The following is a 14,661-nucleotide window of genomic DNA, read 5'->3' as shown; positions in this document are numbered from 1 at the left end:
CAGACGCGGGCCTGCTGGCCTGCGCGACCGGGCGCCGGAGCCGACGCGGTCTGAGGGCGGGTCAGCCGGTCACCTCGACGACCGCGACGTTTCCGCTCGACCGCAGGAGCGCCTCCATCACGCGGGCCTGCTCCACCGCGTCCGCGCGGCCGTAAGGAACCGCCGGACCGCCGCCGATCGCCCGGGACACCGCGTCGAACTGCATCCGGGAGACCGCATATTTCTGGTCACAGCCGAAGGCACCCTCGGGGTCGACCGGAATCAGTTCGCCGACCGGGTCCCCGTGCGGGGGCGGCCCCTGCTTCTGGAACTCGATGTGCTTGATGTCGCGGCAGAACCACGGATCGCCGACCACGAGCCGGCCGGTCGTCCCGACGATCTGGAACGCGTCACCGCGACAGACTTCCTGCCCCACCTCGAACTGCGCCAGCACGTCGTTCGGCATCCGCAGCGACGCCGAGAAGTTCAGATCCGCTCCCCCGTCGCGCCGCACCTCCTCGGCGTACACGCGCTCGGGCGTGCCGGCGAACAGCCGGATCGCCGCCAGCGTGAAGACACCGAGGTCCAGCAGTCCACCGCCGCCCAGTGCGCGGTCCCGGCGGAAGTAGTCCGGCGGCAGACTGGCCGTACAGGCCGCGTAGATGTACCGCAGCTCGCCGATGGCGCCCTCGTCCACCAGCTTCTTGGCCAGCGCGTGCTGCGGATGGTGACGGAACATCACCCCCTCCACGCAGATCCGCCCGGCCTCGTCGGCCGCGTCGAAGACCCGCTCGGCGTCCGCCGGGCTGAGCGCCAGCGGCTTCTCGACCACCACGTGCTTGCCGGCCCGCAGCGCCTTGATCGCCCACTCCGCGTGGTCCACGGGATGCAACGCGACGAAGACCGCGTCCACCTCGTCGGAGGCCAGCAACTCCCCGTACGAACCGTAGGAGTGGGCCATCGAGTGATTCTCCGCGTACTTGCGGGCCTGCTCGGCGTCGTCGTGCGCGACCGCGACGAAATCGCTCGTGGTGGACGCGGCGTTGGCCATCATCGCCACATCGGCATAGCCGCCCGTGACGAGAAGTCCCCAGCGCACCCGGCTCATGACCCGCCCTCCGCAGCCTCGGGCAGATCCGGGACACTGCTCAGTCGGATGCCGAACTCGCTCTCGAACACCGTCATGAACTCCTTGTCGTCGGAGAGCAGCCGGGACTCACGCCTTCCTCCCTCGATCCGTGTGAGCAGCCGGTTGAAGAGCGAGACCCGTCCGGTGGTGGTCACGATGGAGGCCCAGAGCTGGCCCGCGCTGTGCACGTCGGGCGAGGTGGCGAAGTACCACATGACGGGCTCGAAGTCGTCCATGTCCCGGGGGTGGGTCTCCACCTGCCAGCGCAGGACACCGTCGTGGATCATCTCCACGTCGCCCTCCGGCGTGTGGATCAGCTGGTACTCGCCGTGCTCGTCCTTCTGGACGCCACGCTCGTCGCGTACGAGGGGCTTCCGGCTCGCCCAGCGGAAGCCGACATCCACCAGATACGACCGGTCCAACTCGACCTGGAGCACCAGGTGTCCGTTGTGGACCCCGCGGAAAGCGTTCTTACCGTTGTGCAGCACCCGGCCGCCGAAATACGTGACCCTGAATCCCAGGGACCGCAGCAGAAGCGCGAATCCCGCATTCAGTTCCCCGCAACCGCCGCCCCTGCGCTGCCGGACTATCTTGTCGAAGATGAACTCGTCCGTCAGGCTGGGGATTTCCCGTTGCGCGAAGGAAAGAGTCTCGAAGGGGACCGTCATGAGATGACGCTCCTGCAAATAGCGGAGCGCCTCGTAGTCCGTCTTTTCCGGTCGCGTGGCCCCGATCCTGTCGAGATACGCGTCGATGTCCATGCCCGTCATTCCCGCCCCTCCTCAATCATGTGGTCACCAGCGCACCAGGCTGAACGCGAAGGTGAATCCGGCACCGAAAGCGACCATCAGCACGGTTTCGCCGGCCTGGATCGCCCCGTCGCGCGCCGCCTCGTCGAGAGTGACCGGCACCGACGCGGAGCCTGTGTTTCCGTATTTCGGGGCCGTCGCGTGCACGCGCGCGTTCGCGACCCCCAGCATTCCCTTGAGGTTCTGCACCAGATTCGCGTTGGCCTGGTGCGTCACGAGATGCGTGATGTCCTCGGCAGCGAAACCTGATTCCTTGAGAAACTCCGCGACGAGGACCGGAACTCGCTCCGTGACGATCGCCGAGACCCGCCGGCCGTCCATGGACACGAAGTGCTGCCCTCGCTCCAACGTCTCCAACGACGTGGGGAGACGGCTGCCACCTGCTGGAATGGTCGCGACATCGAAGTCGGCCCCGTCGCTCAGCAGCTTCGACGCCAGCAGTTCGTGCCCCTGAGCGGCCGGTCCGAGCACGACGGCACCCGCACCGTCGCCCCACAGCACGACCGTGCGCCGGTCGGTCGGGTCCAGGAATCGCGTATAGGTGTCGGCACCGATGACAAGCGCGTGGCCACCGGTCGCGAGAAGGAACTTCTCGGCTGTCGTCATGGCGGTGAGAAATCCGCTGCACGCGGCGTGCACGTCGAACGCCGCCGTCGTGACCGGGCAACCGAGCTGATCCGCCGCCTGGCACGCGACAGCGGGTCCGAGCATGTCCGGAGTACTGGTCGCCGCGATGACGAGCGAGATGTCGGACGCTCTGAGACCGGCGTCCTCCAGAGCCGCCCTGGCGGCATATCCGGCGAGATCCGATGTCGCCTCGTCCGGCTTGGCCCGTCGGCGCGTGTGAATTCCGGTCTTGCCGACGATCCATTCCTCGGTGACGCCCGCAGGTCCGGCCAGTTCTTCGTTCGTGATCACCTGGGACGGAAGATACGCGCCCGTGCCCAGAATGCCGACGGCCGCGGTGGCCCCTTGAGTTCCGGTGCTGATACTCAACTGTCCGACTCCTCCTCCGAGTAGCCCCACGCGATGAACAAGCGCGGCGTGGGTCATCACTACGGGTCTGAAAGGAGAGTGCGATGCCGGGACCGATGGGAGAAGGGCCGCCGCCACACTCTGTCAGGTGAGGGGGTTTCAGAAGGATCCCTGCCTGACAGGAGAGGGTGCCCAGTGACAATAAGATACTTGATGACTGAGAGATTCAGGAATAGAGTGTCTCATCCGACGGGGTACATGCCCCCGCCGGTCTGTCACCCATGCCCTGAGCCCCTGAGGAGCCCCGTGAGCATCGAAGCCAAGGACCTGAATCGGTCCGGAGTCCCGTTCCGTGACCAGCCGCCCGGCGATGTCGACTTCACGATGATGTTCCTGACCCACGACGCGCTCCTGCGGGACCTGCGCCGCCTGGAGGACGCCGTCGCCGCCGGCCGGACCACCGAGCCGGGCGTCCACAACGGCTGGGAGACCGTCAAACACGAGCTGCACATCCACCACGTCGGCGAGGACGAGGCCATCTGGCCGGCGCTGCGCGCGAATCTCACCCGGCCCGAGGACACGGCCGTGCTCGACATGATGGAGGCCGAACACGGGCTCATCGACCCGCTCCAGGCACGCGTCGACGCCGCCTTCGCCGCAGGTGGGAAGGAACTCGCCGCAGCCGTGGGGGAGTTCGCCACCGCCTTGACCACACACATGGAACACGAGGAGAACCTGGCACTGCCGCTCGTCGACGCGCACCTGGGTCAGGAAGGCTGGGGGGCTTACCACGAGCACATGATCCGGACCCAGGGCATGCTCGAGGTCGGCGCCTATCTCGCGTGGATCCTGGACGGTGCGCCGGCGGCCGCGCACGACAAGGTGCTGGGCATGCTGCCGGAGGCGCTGCGGGCCATGTACCACCAGCAGTTCCTGCCGCAGTACCGGGCGACGCCGCGCTGGACCACACCCGCCGTCTGAGGTGCGGTCCACCGGGGCATCGGCCGTGCCCCCAGACCGTGGAAGAGCCTGATGCCTATCTCCATGGGCGATGTCATTGTCGTGGGCGGCGACGTCGGCGGTCTGGCAGCCGCCCTGGCCGTCGCGCGGCAGCGACACCGCGTGAAGATCCTCCAGGCGCACGACTCCTTCGTCGCGCCCGAGGCGGGCGTGCATCTGACACCCGGCGCCCTGCGGGCGCTGGACCTCCTGGGGGTGGGCGACGACGTCCGCCCGCGGGCGGTGCCGGTCACGGGGCTGCGGCTCCTGGACGGTGCGACGGGTGACCCGCTCACCTCGGTGCCCACCTTCGCCGATCCCGTACTCGCCGAGTCGCGGTGGAACACGGTGGTGCGCGGCCACGATCTGCTGGCACCACTGCGGCAGGCGTGCTGGCGCAACCCGCTGATCCTGACGCGCCCCCGCTCCACGGTGACCCGCTACGAGCAGAACGGCGGCCGGGTCACCGCCTTCCTGGCGACCGGTGAACGCGTGCACGCCAACGCGCTGATCGGCGCGGACGGTCTCTGTTCGCCGGTACGGCTCCAACTGACGGGCGACGTGGACGCGGTGTCGCACTCCACCACCTTCCACACCACGTTCCCGCTGGACGAGGTGCCCGAGGTGCTCGTCCTGCGGGGCGTGGGCCGGTCGGTGACGGTATGGGCCGGGCCCGACTGGCAGTTGGTGCACTACCCGACCGGCGGCGGGTCGCTGTGCCTCTCCGTCACCCTCGCCGGGGGTGAGGGCAGGCTGGTGCACGGCACGCCGGTCGAGCCCGCGCGGGTGGTGGCGGCGCTCTCCGAGGCGTACGCGCCCGCGCGCGAGCTGGTCTCGCTGGGCCGGGACTGGCGCATGTGGGTGTCGTGCAGGAGGGCACCGCTGACCAGTTGGCGCGACCGTCGCGTCGTACTGATCGGGGACGCCGCCTGGCCGTCGTCCATGCACGCCTTCCCGGCATCGAGCAAGGCGGTCGAGGACGCCCTGCACCTGGGCAATCTGATGGACTGCGACGCCGCCGACTTCCCGCAGGCCTTCCAGGCGTACGCCGAACACCGCGACTCCTGACGGAACGGGATCACACACGGAACAGCGCCACACAGGCGACGGCCCGCCCTCCGGGGCGGGCCGTCTGCCGTGGCGCGGGCGGTCCGGGCTCAGACCACGTCGAAGTTGGCCATCATCGCCATGTCCTCGTGCTCCAGGTTGTGGCAGTGCATCATGTACCGGCCGCGGTACCCGTCGAAGCGCACCAGCACCTCGACCACCTCGTACGGCCGGACATCCACCGTGTCCTTCCACCCCGCGTCGGTGGCCGCGGGCTTCCGACCGCTGCGCGAGACCACCTTGAAGTGCGCCATGTGCAGATGCACCGGATGGTGGAAGTCACTGCTGAGCGACCACAGTTCGACCGTGCCCTCGCGCGGTTTCGCCCACGTCTCGTCGGTGGAGAACGGCCGGCCGTTGATGGTCCACCTCTCGTGGTCGCCCTCCTCCTTGGTCAGGCGGAAGTCGAACGACCGCTTCGTCACCGCCTGTCCGCGCGCCACGCGTGGCGGCGTGGAGAGCCGCTCGGGGACCCGGGAGTCGTCCTTCGCCCGCTTGGTGACCCGGAACCGCATCACCCGCTCCATGCCGTCCTCACCAAGGGTGTTGACCAGATCGACGGTGGCCCCCACCGGGAAATCGGCGAAGTCGACCACGACGTCGAAGCGTTCGCCGGGCGCCATCGTCACGGCGGTGTGCGCCACCGGCTTCTCCAGCAGGCCCACGTCGCTGCCGATCTGGACCAGCCGGCCGGCCCGCTTGCCGTCCCGTTCCAGGGCCAGCGTGTAGCGCCGGGCGTTGGAGGCGTTCAGCAGCCGGAAGCGGTAGCGGGTGTTGGTCACGTCCAGCACCGGCCACGGAGCGCCGTTGACGAGCTGTACGTCGCCCAGGACCCCCGCGTGGAAATCACCCTCGACGCCCGGCTCACCCTTGAGCGAGGGATCCACCGACGGATAGCGGAAGGAGCCGTCCTCCTCGAAGGCCCGGTCCGTGAGCATCAGCGGGATGTCCCGGTCGCCGCCCGGCAGTGGCAGCGCCTCTTCCTCCTCGTCGTGCACCAGGAAGAATCCGGCGAGCCCGCGCCAGACCTGCGGCGCGCTGAAATCCATCCGGTGGTCGTGGTACCAGAGGGTCGAGGCTCGCTGACCGAGCGGATACTCGTACGTCCGCTCCCCCTCGTGGAACACCCAGCCGCCCGCCCCCATGTGCCCGCCGTGCGATCCGCCCCCGGTCTTCGGCTTCCAGTCGGCGGCGCTGCCGCCCACGGGCACCACCAGATCGGTGGGATAGCCGTCCGAGTCGGGCGGCGTGACGCCGCCGTGCAGATGCGTGGAGGTGGGCACGGGAAGGGAGTTGCGCATCACCAGCAGCACCTTGCGATGGCCGCGGCCCACGATGGTCGGCCCGGGGAACGTACCGTCGTAGCCCCAGATCTTCGTCTTCAAACCGGGCAGGATCTCGACGGACGCCTCGCGCTGCTCCAGTTCGTAGCGGTCCACGCCGTTCGCGCGTCCGGCGGGTCTGGCCTGTGCGGGAATCGGCAGCGGCACGGTGTACGGCTCCGGCAGCCGGGCCGCCGTCGACACCACCTTGCCCGAGGTCTCCTTGGTCCCGCAGCCGCCGACATCGGCGGCGAGAACCACCGCACCGCCGCCCAGTTGGAGCGTCCGGCGGCGGGAGAGGGGAGTGCCAGGGAATCTCACGCCTCCTCCTTGCCGGTCCCGGGCGCGTCGCCGGACTCGCCGGTGGTGCCCGCCGGGGTGCGCCAGGAGGCGCGCAGCCCGTACGCCCAGTACATCAGCAGCGCCTCGGCCGCGCAGATGGCCATCCCGAGCGGCATATGGACGGAGAGCGTCCGGCTGTCGCCCGCCGCTGTCTGGACGACGGTCATCACCACGACGAGCAGGGCCACCAGGATCAGCCGCCACAGGCCGCGGCTGACACGCCACATCAGTACGGAGAGCAGCAGCTGGACCAGCACCGCACCGGCGAGCACGGTGGCGTACGTCGAGTGCCATCTCAGCATCTCGATGTCCCCGGTCGTGAACAGACCGGCCACCGCCGCGAGGGCCAGCGTGGTGACCAGTCCCAGGGTGGTGGCCACCCTGAACAGGACGACCAGGGGACCGACCCCACGCCGTTGAGCACCGTCCGGCGCGTCTGTGCCAGTGGGTTCCTGGGCCGCGGACCGCTTGTTCGACTCGATCGTCGCGCGCTTCACCTGAGCTTCCCATTCCTTTCCGTGGTGCGGGGCTGCCGACGCATGGAATGCGCGGGGTCGACCGTCAGGACGTGAACAGCCATATGGTCCGAAGTAGAAGCCCCCGTGCGCGCCCGTCGCAAAAGAATCACCAACAGTCCGTCAAGTCGCCCACCTGACAGAGTGATTGACGCCTTCGAGGCGCCGGCGCCGGACTCGGCTAGCGTCGGGCCGCGAGTCAGGGGCCTGCTCCCGCAGCGCTCCCACTCCGAGGAACATGGGGGAGATTCCATGCTGAGTTTCTTCGTGCTGGGCGACCTTGAGGTCCACTCCCCGCACGGCACCATGGCACTGCGCGGAACGATCCAGCGCAGCCTGTTTCAGGCACTTCTCGTCAGTGCGGGCCGGGTGGTGACCGGCGAGGCCCTCATCGCGGAGCTGTGGGACGAGGATCCGCCGGACGGCGTCACCAACGCCCTCCAGGCGCACGCGAGTCGGCTGCGCAAGAAGCTCGACTCCCTCGAACCGCACCGCGCCACTTCGCGGCTGGTGGGCCACCCGCACGGCTACCAGCTCCTGCTGGACGAGGCCACGTTGGACGCCGACCAGTTCACCGCAGCCGTACGGCGGGCCCGGGAGGTCACCGGCGGTGATCCGCGCACGGCGTCCGCCGTCCTGCGCACGGCCCTGGCCACCTGGCGCGGTCCGGCACTCGGCGGCGCGGCGCGCGGGATGCTGCGCCGGGCGGTCGCGGCACGCTACGAGGAGTACCGGATCCAGGCGTTCGAGCTGCTCTTCGACAACGAACTGGCCCTCGGGCGGCACACCGACATCCTGGGCGAACTGCGCGCGGTGTGCGCCGAGAACCCGCTGCGGGAGCGCTTCTACGAGCAGCTCATGCTCGCCCTGTACCGCTCGGGCCGGCAGGCCGAGGCCCTGGAGACGTACCGCGCGCTGTGGTGCCGGCTGAGCGAGGAACTGGGCATCGAGCCCTCACCGCTGCTGCGCCGGACCGAGCAGGCGATCCTCCGGCACGACCCGCCGCTCCTCGACCCGCCGGTGCCACGGGCGCCCGCGCTGTCCTTCGTGGTCTGACCCGGCTCTTCGTGGTCCGACGCGGTCCGGTCCGCCCCCGCCCGACGCGTGACCGCAGGTCAACCAACCTGTCCGGCCGGGTGGTAGGCGGGGAGCAGCCCCCGTACTCGGGCCTCCTCCAGCGTCGGGGCCGCGGCATCGCGCGGCGAAAGGACCGGTGCGGTCACCGGCCAGTCGATGCCCAGCTCGGGATCCAGCGCGTGCACCACGTGCTCGCGCGTCGGAGCGTAGGTCTCCGAGCACAGGTAGACCACGCACGCGTCGTCGCTCAGGGCGCAGAATCCGTGCCCGAGACCCGCGCCGATGAGCACCGCGCGGTGCTCGGTGTCGTCCAGCCGGACGCCCTGCCAGTTCCCGTACGTGGGCGAACCGGGGCGGATGTCCACGACCACGTCGTACACCGCGCCACGCACACAGGTCACGTACTTCGCCTGGCCCGGCGGGACGTCGGCGAAGTGGATGCCGCGCGTGACCCCGCGTCCGGACACCGACATCCCGCCGAGCAGCGGGCGGAAGTCCTGCCCCGTCACGGCGGCGACGGTGTCGGGGCGGTACCACTCCAGGAAGGTCCCCCGGGCGTCACTGTGCCGGGCGGGGAGTATCTCCCAGGCTCCCGCCACGGCCATGGGACGGATGTCCACGCTCTGTTCCCCTCCTGTCGTGGGTGCCGGTCCCGTGCCGGCGCCCGGAACTCACACCTGGATCTGGACACTGCTGTGGTCACCGAGCACCAGCCGGTTGCTGTTGGGCACGCTCCGGGAGCTGGTGACCTTCGCCCTGCGCCCGATGAGGGAGGACTGCACACGGCCGACGTTCTCCAACGACGAGCCTTCGAGCACGATGGAGAACTCGATCTCACTGCCGACGATCCGGCAGCCGTCGGCGACCGAGGTGAACGGACCGATGTAGGCGTCCCTCACGTGGCAGTCCGAGCCGACCACGGCCGGTCCGATGATGCGGCAGTTCTCGACGACGGTGCCCTTGCCGACGACAACCCGGCCGATGATCTCGCTCGACTCGTCCACCACGCCCTCGATCGCCGGCTCGATGCCTTCGAGTACCTGCCGGTTGACCTCCAGCATGTCGGCGACGTTCCCGGTGTCCTTCCAGTACCCGGTGATCTCCGAAGACCGGATCGACCGCCCGCTGTCGATGAGCCACTGGATCGCCTCGGTGATCTCCAACTCCCCGCGCGCGGAGGGCCGCAGCTGCCGGACCGCCTCGTGGATCACGGGTGTGAAGAAGTAGACCCCCACCAGCGCGAGATCGCTCTTGGGGAACTCCGGCTTCTCCTCCAGGCCCACCACCTCCCCGGCCAGGTCGAGTTCGGCGACCCCGAACGCTCCCGGATCGAGGACCCGGGTCAGCAGGATCTGGGCATCCGCCCGATTCCTGCGGAACTCGTCCACGAACGGCTTGATTCCGTCCACGATGAAATTGTCGCCGAGATACATGGCGAAGTCGTCGTCACCGAGGAATTCGCGCGCCACCAATACACCATGCGCGAGCCCGAGTGGTCTCTCCTGCTGGATGTACGTCACGTCCAGGCCGAATCGGGAACCGTCACCGACCGCCTGCTTTATTTCGGCGGCGGTGTCGCCGACGACTATGCCGACCTCGGTGATGCCGGCCTGCGCGATCGATTCGAGACCGTAGAAGAGCACGGGGCGATTCGCGACCGGGACAAGTTGCTTGGCCGAGGTGTGCGTGATGGGGCGGAGCCGGGAGCCGGAGCCTCCGGCCAGGACCAGTCCTTTCATGCCAACTCCTCGATCGTCTGGATGGATCACCCATCGTCGCCCTTACCCCTGACGCGTCGCTGACCGACGGCTGACCGACCGCTGACGCCTTCGGCCGCCGAGGTGATTTATTACGCGGAGGCCGTTGGACGGGCCGTCCCGGCATTGAGAAATTGATGCCCGGAAGGGAGCAAAAAACTATGCGTATCCTCATTGCGGCAACTCCAGGAATCGGCCACGCTTTTCCCACCGTCCCACTCGCCTGGGCCCTGCGCCTGGCGGGCCACGAGGTGCTCTACGCCACCGGTGGCGATGCCGTGGCCGTACGGAACTCCGGACATCAGGTCGAGGACGTCTGCCCGGGCAAGACCGTGGTGAGCATGGTCCAGGAGACCTTCACCAAGTACCCGGAACTGGCGGCACGTTACGCCGAGGTCGACCACTCCTCCTTCGAGGCGACCCAGCGCTTCTACGCCGTCCTCATGAACCACCAGCCGGACGTCGTCGACCGCTACGTGCAGGTCGCGCAGGAGTGGAAGCCGGACGCGATCGTCTTCTCCTCGCTCAACGTCGGCGGTCTGCTCGCCGCCGGCAAACTCGGCGTCCCGGCCATCGAGCACGGCTACGGTCTCGTGCACACCGGCGCGTTCACCCGCGAACTGCGCGAGTGGAACGCCGAGTGCTTCGAGCGCCACGGAGCCGAACTGCCCGAGGTCCTGCACACCATCGATGTCACGCCCCCGAGCCTGACGGGCAACTCTCCGTCCGCCTGGCCGGTGCGCTACATCCCGTACAACGGCGGCGGTGTGGTTCCCGAGTGGCTGAACGTTCCGGCCGAGCGCCCCCGTATCGCCGTCACGCTGGGCACCACGGCGCCCGGCTTCGGCGGGCTCGGTCCGCTCGACAAGGTGATCGAGCTGGCGGGCGACACGGACGCCGAGTTCATCCTCGCGCTCGGCGACATCGACACCTCCACGCTGCCGACCCTGCCCGACAACGCGCGCGTCGCCGGCTGGGTGCCGCTCAACCTGCTGCTCAAGTCGAGCGCGGGCCTGATCCACCACGGCGGCTCCGGCACCACCCTGGCCGCGCTGGAGGCCGGCATCCCACAGATCCTCATGCCGGACGAGGGCGAACGCGCGGAGAGCGCCGCCGCCGTCGCGAGCCGTGGCGCCGGTCTGCACGTACGGCACGACGAGATCTCCAAGGAGTCCGTCGACGCGCTGCTCGGCGACACCAAGCTCAGGACCACGGCGGAGGAGATCCGCGAGGAGATCCACAGCCTGCCGCTGCCGGCCGCGATCGCCCGGCAGGTCGTCGAAACCATCAAGAACTGACCTCCGAACTCCCCCGCATACAAAGGTGGTTCGCGATGCGCATACTCGTCACGGGCGGCGCCGGGTTCATCGGATCCGAGTTCGTCCGCGGGCTGCTGGCCCGCGGGTCGGACCGGGTGACCGTGCTCGACGCGCTGACGTACTCGGGCAACACGGCCAATCTCGCCCCGGTCGCCGGTCACGCCGGGTATTCCTTCGTGGCCGGCGACATCCGTGACGCCGGCACCGTCGACCGGGTCATGCCCGGCCACGATGTCGTCGTCCACTTCGCCGCCGAATCACACGTCGACCGGTCCATCGACGGTGCCGGGCCCTTCGTCTCCACGAATGTGCTCGGCACCCAGGTCCTGCTCGACGCGGTACTGAAGCACGGTGTCGGCAGATTCGTCCACATCTCGACGGACGAGGTCTACGGCTCCATCGACAAGGGCGAGTGGTCCGAGGACCAGATACTCGCGCCCAGTTCGCCCTACTCGGCTTCGAAGGCGGCGTCGGATCTGCTGGCGCTGGCCTACCACCGTACGCACGGCATGGATGTGGTGGTCACCCGCTGCTCCAACAACTACGGGCCGCACCAGTACGCGGAGAAGCTCATCCCTCTCTTCGTGACACGACTGCTGGAAGGCAAGCGGGTACCGCTGTACGGCGACGGCGCGAACGTCCGGGAGTGGCTGCATGTCGAGGACCACTGCCGGGGCATCGAGCGGGTGATGCGCGACGGCAGGCCCGGCGGCGTCTACCACATCGGTGGCGGCAGGGAGCTGACCAACCGCGAGCTGGTCGGCATGCTCCTCGACGCCTGTGGGGCGCGGTGGGATTCGGTCGAGCGGGTCGCCGACCGCAAGGGCCACGACCGTCGTTACGCGCTGTCCATCGACAAGATCCGCGACGAGCTGGGGTACGCGCCCCGGATCCCGTTCGAGGAGGGACTGGCGCGGACGGTCGCCTGGTACCGGGACAACCGGGACTGGTGGCAGCCGGGCGGCGGGCCCCCCGGCGCGACCGCGGGCGGGACGGAGGCCGGGAGCCCGGCGGGGACCGAGGCCGTGATCGGTGGATGACCCGGTGGCTGGTGACCGGCGCGCACGGCATGGTCGGCCGCGAGTTGCTTCACATCCTGGGCCGGGATCCCGGCGCCCGGGTGACCGGGGCGGCACGCGACGACCTCGACATCACCGACCCGGCAGCGGTCCGGGCGGCCGTGTACGAGCACGACATCGTGATCAACGCGGCGGCGTACACCGACGTCGACCGCGCGGAAGCGGATGAGGAACAGGCCCTGGCCGTCAACGGCCGGGCCGTCGGCGGCCTGGCGAAGGCGTGCGCCGGGAGCGGCGCGCGACTGCTCCACATCTCGACGGACTACGCCTTCGCCGGGGACAGCTCCTTTCCCTACTCGGAGTACGCGCCGCCCCGGCCCGTCAACGCCTACGGGCGGAGCAAGGTGGCCGGTGAACGCGCGGTGGCGGCGCTGCTGCCCGGCTCCGGCTATGTCGTCCGCACCACCTGGCTCTACGGCGAGCACGGCATGAACTTCGTGAAGACGATCCTGCGCCGGACCGCCGCCGGCGACCAGCTACGAGTGGTGAACGACCAGCACGGCGCGCCCACCTGGTCGCGGGCACTGGCCCTGCGGCTGGTGGAGCTGGGGCACCGGGCGCTGGACGGCCGGGCGCCCGCCGGGATCTACCACGGCTCCGCCACCGGTCAGGCCACCTGGTACGGGCTGGCCAGAGCCGTTCTGGAACGGGTCGGTCTCGACGCCGACCGGGTCAGCCCCTGCTCCACCACCGCACTGTCACGGTCGGCTCCCCGGCCCGCGTACAGCGTGCTCTCGCAGGACCGGTGGGCACTCGCCGGTCTCGGGCCGATGGCCCCCTGGCGGCACATGCTCCACGACGCGCTGCCCGGCGGCCCCGACGCGCCCTTCGCCCCTCCCTGAACGGCACCTCGGCGGCCGACGGCGGCAGCACCGGAACGACGGCGAACATCAACCCCAGGAAGGTTCCCAGATGACTCAGGAAACGAAGGGCGGGCCGCCCGCCCGGCAGGTGGACCTGTGCCGGGTGTGCGGCGGGTCGAACTGGCAGGAGGTCGTCGACTTCGGGCCACTGCCGCTGGCCAACAGCTTCCTCGAACCCGGCACACCGCTGGACGGCGAGGCGAGGTTCCCGCTCGGCGTGCTGTCCTGCCGGGACTGCCGGCTGATGACCCTGACGCACACCGTCGATCCCGAAGTGCTGTACCGCACCTACTTCTACGTCACCTCGGACTCGCAGACCATCTCGCGGCACATGCGCCATGTCGCCGACCTGTGCGTCGAGCGGTTCGAGCTGGCGCCGGGCAGCTTCGTGGTGGAGATGGGCAGCAACACCGGGCAGCAGCTGGCCGCCTTCCAGGACTCGGGGATGCGCACCCTCGGGGTCGACCCCGCCCGGGAGCTGGCCGCGCTGGCCAACGAGCGGGGCGTCGAGACGCTGCCGGACTTCTTCTCCGAGGTCACCGCCGACCGGATCGTGAAGGAGTACGGCCACGCCCAGCTGATCCTCGGCCGGCACGTGTTCGCGCACATCGACGACATCTCCGAGATCGCCACCGGGGTACGTGAACTGCTGGAGCCGGCCGGTGTGTTCGCCGTCGAGGTGCCCTACGCGCTCGACATGCTGGCGAGCAACGAGTTCGACACCATCTACCACGAGCACCTCTCCTACTTCTCGGTGAGCACTTTCGCCGGCCTCTTCGGGCGGCACGGACTGCGGGTCGTCGACGTCGAGCGGGCCACGGTGCACGGCGGCTCGATCATCGTGTTCGTCAGCCGCGACGACGCGCCCTGGCAGCCGCGTCCGGTGGTGGCCGAACTGGAGCGGCTGGAGCGGGACTCGGGCTTCTTCGACGACGCCACGTACGACGAGTTCGCCCGGCGGGTCGCGCACATCCGCGAGACGCTGCCGCCGCTCGTACGCGGCCTGGTCGCCGACGGCAAGCGGGTCGCCGGCTACGGTGCGCCGGCCAAGGGCAGCACCATGGTCGGTGTCTGCGGACTGGGCACCGAGGACCTGGAGTTCTGCCTCGACACCACCGACCTGAAGCAGGGCAAGCTCCAGCCCGGATCGCACATCCCCGTCCGGTCCCCCGAGCAGGCCGCGCTGAACCCTCCCGACTACTACCTGCTCTTCGCCTGGAACTACGCGGACGAGATCATCCGCAACGAGCGGGCGTTCCTGGAGGGCGGCGGCCGGTTCATCGTCCCCGTGCCCGAGCCGAGGGTCGTGTCCCTGGCGGACCTCGACGGCTGAGTCCTGTCCGGCACACCGGCCGTGAAAACCGCTGTCGCCGCCCACCTGGTCAGGTG

At 69.4% G+C, this 14,661-nt stretch carries 14 protein-coding genes; 7 read left to right on the top strand and 7 right to left on the bottom strand.

Annotation, left to right across the window (positions count from 1 at the left end; translation table 11 throughout):
• Positions 1–61 precede the first annotated feature (61 nt).
• The 3 genes from ACFT9I_RS39225 to ACFT9I_RS39215 are packed head-to-tail and all read right to left on the bottom strand — an operon-like array spanning position 62 to position 2,913.
• Positions 62–1,087 (bottom strand): Gfo/Idh/MocA family protein, encoded by a 1,026-nt coding sequence (locus ACFT9I_RS39225; protein ID WP_382572458.1) that lies wholly within the window; start codon positions 1,085–1,087, stop codon positions 62–64.
• Positions 1,084–1,878, bottom strand: a complete 795-nt coding sequence (locus ACFT9I_RS39220) for an arylamine N-acetyltransferase (protein ID WP_382572456.1) — start codon at positions 1,876–1,878, stop codon at positions 1,084–1,086. Before ACFT9I_RS39220 ends, ACFT9I_RS39225 begins: the two co-directional genes overlap by 4 nt.
• A gap of 24 nt (positions 1,879–1,902) precedes the next feature.
• On the bottom strand, positions 1,903–2,913 hold the full coding sequence (locus tag ACFT9I_RS39215) for a 3-oxoacyl-ACP synthase III family protein (RefSeq protein WP_382572453.1): 1,011 nt from the start codon (positions 2,911–2,913) through the stop codon (positions 1,903–1,905).
• Positions 2,914–3,198: 285 nt separating this feature from the next.
• On the opposite strand from ACFT9I_RS39215, the gene ACFT9I_RS39210 reads away from it, so the two are divergent.
• Both ACFT9I_RS39210 and ACFT9I_RS39205 read left to right on the top strand, forming a co-directional pair.
• Positions 3,199–3,873: a hemerythrin domain-containing protein gene (locus ACFT9I_RS39210; protein WP_382572450.1), complete on the top strand. Its 675-nt coding sequence runs from the start codon at positions 3,199–3,201 to the stop codon at positions 3,871–3,873.
• Positions 3,874–3,924: 51 nt separating this feature from the next.
• Positions 3,925–4,959: an FAD-dependent monooxygenase gene (locus ACFT9I_RS39205; protein ID WP_382572449.1), complete on the top strand. Its 1,035-nt coding sequence runs from the start codon at positions 3,925–3,927 to the stop codon at positions 4,957–4,959.
• A gap of 89 nt (positions 4,960–5,048) precedes the next feature.
• Here the strand turns inward: ACFT9I_RS39205 and ACFT9I_RS39200 are convergent, their stop codons facing one another.
• Positions 5,049–6,641 carry a multicopper oxidase family protein gene (locus tag ACFT9I_RS39200; protein ID WP_382572447.1) on the bottom strand — a complete coding sequence of 531 codons (1,593 nt, stop codon included), beginning with the start codon at positions 6,639–6,641 and terminating at the stop codon, positions 5,049–5,051.
• Positions 6,638–7,042: a hypothetical protein gene (locus ACFT9I_RS39195; protein ID WP_382572445.1), complete on the bottom strand. Its 405-nt coding sequence runs from the start codon at positions 7,040–7,042 to the stop codon at positions 6,638–6,640. Before ACFT9I_RS39195 ends, ACFT9I_RS39200 begins: the two co-directional genes overlap by 4 nt.
• Before the next feature lie 387 nt (positions 7,043–7,429).
• Between ACFT9I_RS39195 and ACFT9I_RS39190 the strand changes: the two genes are divergently transcribed.
• Positions 7,430–8,233: a BTAD domain-containing putative transcriptional regulator gene (locus tag ACFT9I_RS39190; protein ID WP_382572443.1), complete on the top strand. Its 804-nt coding sequence runs from the start codon at positions 7,430–7,432 to the stop codon at positions 8,231–8,233.
• Positions 8,234–8,292: 59 nt separating this feature from the next.
• On the opposite strand, the gene ACFT9I_RS39185 is transcribed toward ACFT9I_RS39190, so the two are convergent.
• Together ACFT9I_RS39185 and ACFT9I_RS39180 are read right to left on the bottom strand one after the other, a co-directional pair.
• Entirely contained in the window at positions 8,293–8,868 is a 576-nt protein-coding gene (locus ACFT9I_RS39185) for a dTDP-4-dehydrorhamnose 3,5-epimerase family protein (RefSeq protein WP_382572461.1), read from the bottom strand.
• A 57-nt stretch (positions 8,869–8,925) separates the two neighbouring features.
• Positions 8,926–9,993 carry a glucose-1-phosphate thymidylyltransferase gene (locus tag ACFT9I_RS39180; protein ID WP_382572442.1) on the bottom strand — a complete coding sequence of 356 codons (1,068 nt, stop codon included), beginning with the start codon at positions 9,991–9,993 and terminating at the stop codon, positions 8,926–8,928.
• A 179-nt stretch (positions 9,994–10,172) separates the two neighbouring features.
• Between ACFT9I_RS39180 and ACFT9I_RS39175 the strand changes: the two genes are divergently transcribed.
• The 4 genes from ACFT9I_RS39175 (at position 10,173) to ACFT9I_RS39160 (ending at position 14,605) form a co-directional block, all read left to right on the top strand.
• Complete coding sequence (locus ACFT9I_RS39175; RefSeq protein ID WP_382572439.1) at positions 10,173–11,309, top strand: nucleotide disphospho-sugar-binding domain-containing protein; 1,137 nt, start codon at positions 10,173–10,175, stop codon at positions 11,307–11,309.
• Positions 11,310–11,344: 35 nt separating this feature from the next.
• Positions 11,345–12,370, top strand: a complete 1,026-nt coding sequence (rfbB, locus tag ACFT9I_RS39170; protein ID WP_382572436.1) for a dTDP-glucose 4,6-dehydratase — start codon at positions 11,345–11,347, stop codon at positions 12,368–12,370.
• Positions 12,367–13,251: a dTDP-4-dehydrorhamnose reductase gene (gene rfbD, locus ACFT9I_RS39165; RefSeq protein WP_382572433.1), complete on the top strand. Its 885-nt coding sequence runs from the start codon at positions 12,367–12,369 to the stop codon at positions 13,249–13,251. The genes rfbB and rfbD overlap by 4 nt, the downstream gene beginning before the upstream one ends.
• Positions 13,252–13,321: 70 nt before the next feature.
• A complete protein-coding gene (locus ACFT9I_RS39160) occupies positions 13,322–14,605 on the top strand; it encodes a class I SAM-dependent methyltransferase (protein WP_382572431.1) in 1,284 nt (427 codons plus the stop codon).
• Positions 14,606–14,661 lie beyond the last annotated feature (56 nt).

Origin of the sequence: Streptomyces sp. NPDC057137 (assembly GCF_042670825.1) — a bacterium.
Classification (GTDB): domain Bacteria; phylum Actinomycetota; class Actinomycetes; order Streptomycetales; family Streptomycetaceae; genus Streptomyces.
Note: the sequence above shows the minus strand (reverse complement) of the source record. Positions and strands in the feature narration are given on the sequence as shown.

Bases quoted from the DNA above. Each gene is read 5' to 3' on its own strand.
- ACFT9I_RS39225 (WP_382572458.1), bottom strand. From the start codon at position 1,087: ATGAGCCGGGTGCGCTGGGGACTTCTCGTCACGGGCGGCTATGCCGAT.
- ACFT9I_RS39190 (WP_382572443.1), top strand. From the start codon at position 7,430: ATGCTGAGTTTCTTCGTGCTGGGCGACCTTGAGGTCCACTCCCCGCAC.
- rfbB (WP_382572436.1), top strand. From the start codon at position 11,345: ATGCGCATACTCGTCACGGGCGGCGCCGGGTTCATCGGATCCGAGTTC.
- ACFT9I_RS39220 (WP_382572456.1), bottom strand. From the start codon at position 1,878: ATGACGGGCATGGACATCGACGCGTATCTCGACAGGATCGGGGCCACG.
- rfbD (WP_382572433.1), top strand. From the start codon at position 12,367: ATGACCCGGTGGCTGGTGACCGGCGCGCACGGCATGGTCGGCCGCGAG.
- ACFT9I_RS39160 (WP_382572431.1), top strand. From the start codon at position 13,322: ATGACTCAGGAAACGAAGGGCGGGCCGCCCGCCCGGCAGGTGGACCTG.
- ACFT9I_RS39205 (WP_382572449.1), top strand. From the start codon at position 3,925: ATGCCTATCTCCATGGGCGATGTCATTGTCGTGGGCGGCGACGTCGGC.
- ACFT9I_RS39180 (WP_382572442.1), bottom strand. From the start codon at position 9,993: ATGAAAGGACTGGTCCTGGCCGGAGGCTCCGGCTCCCGGCTCCGCCCC.
- ACFT9I_RS39175 (WP_382572439.1), top strand. From the start codon at position 10,173: ATGCGTATCCTCATTGCGGCAACTCCAGGAATCGGCCACGCTTTTCCC.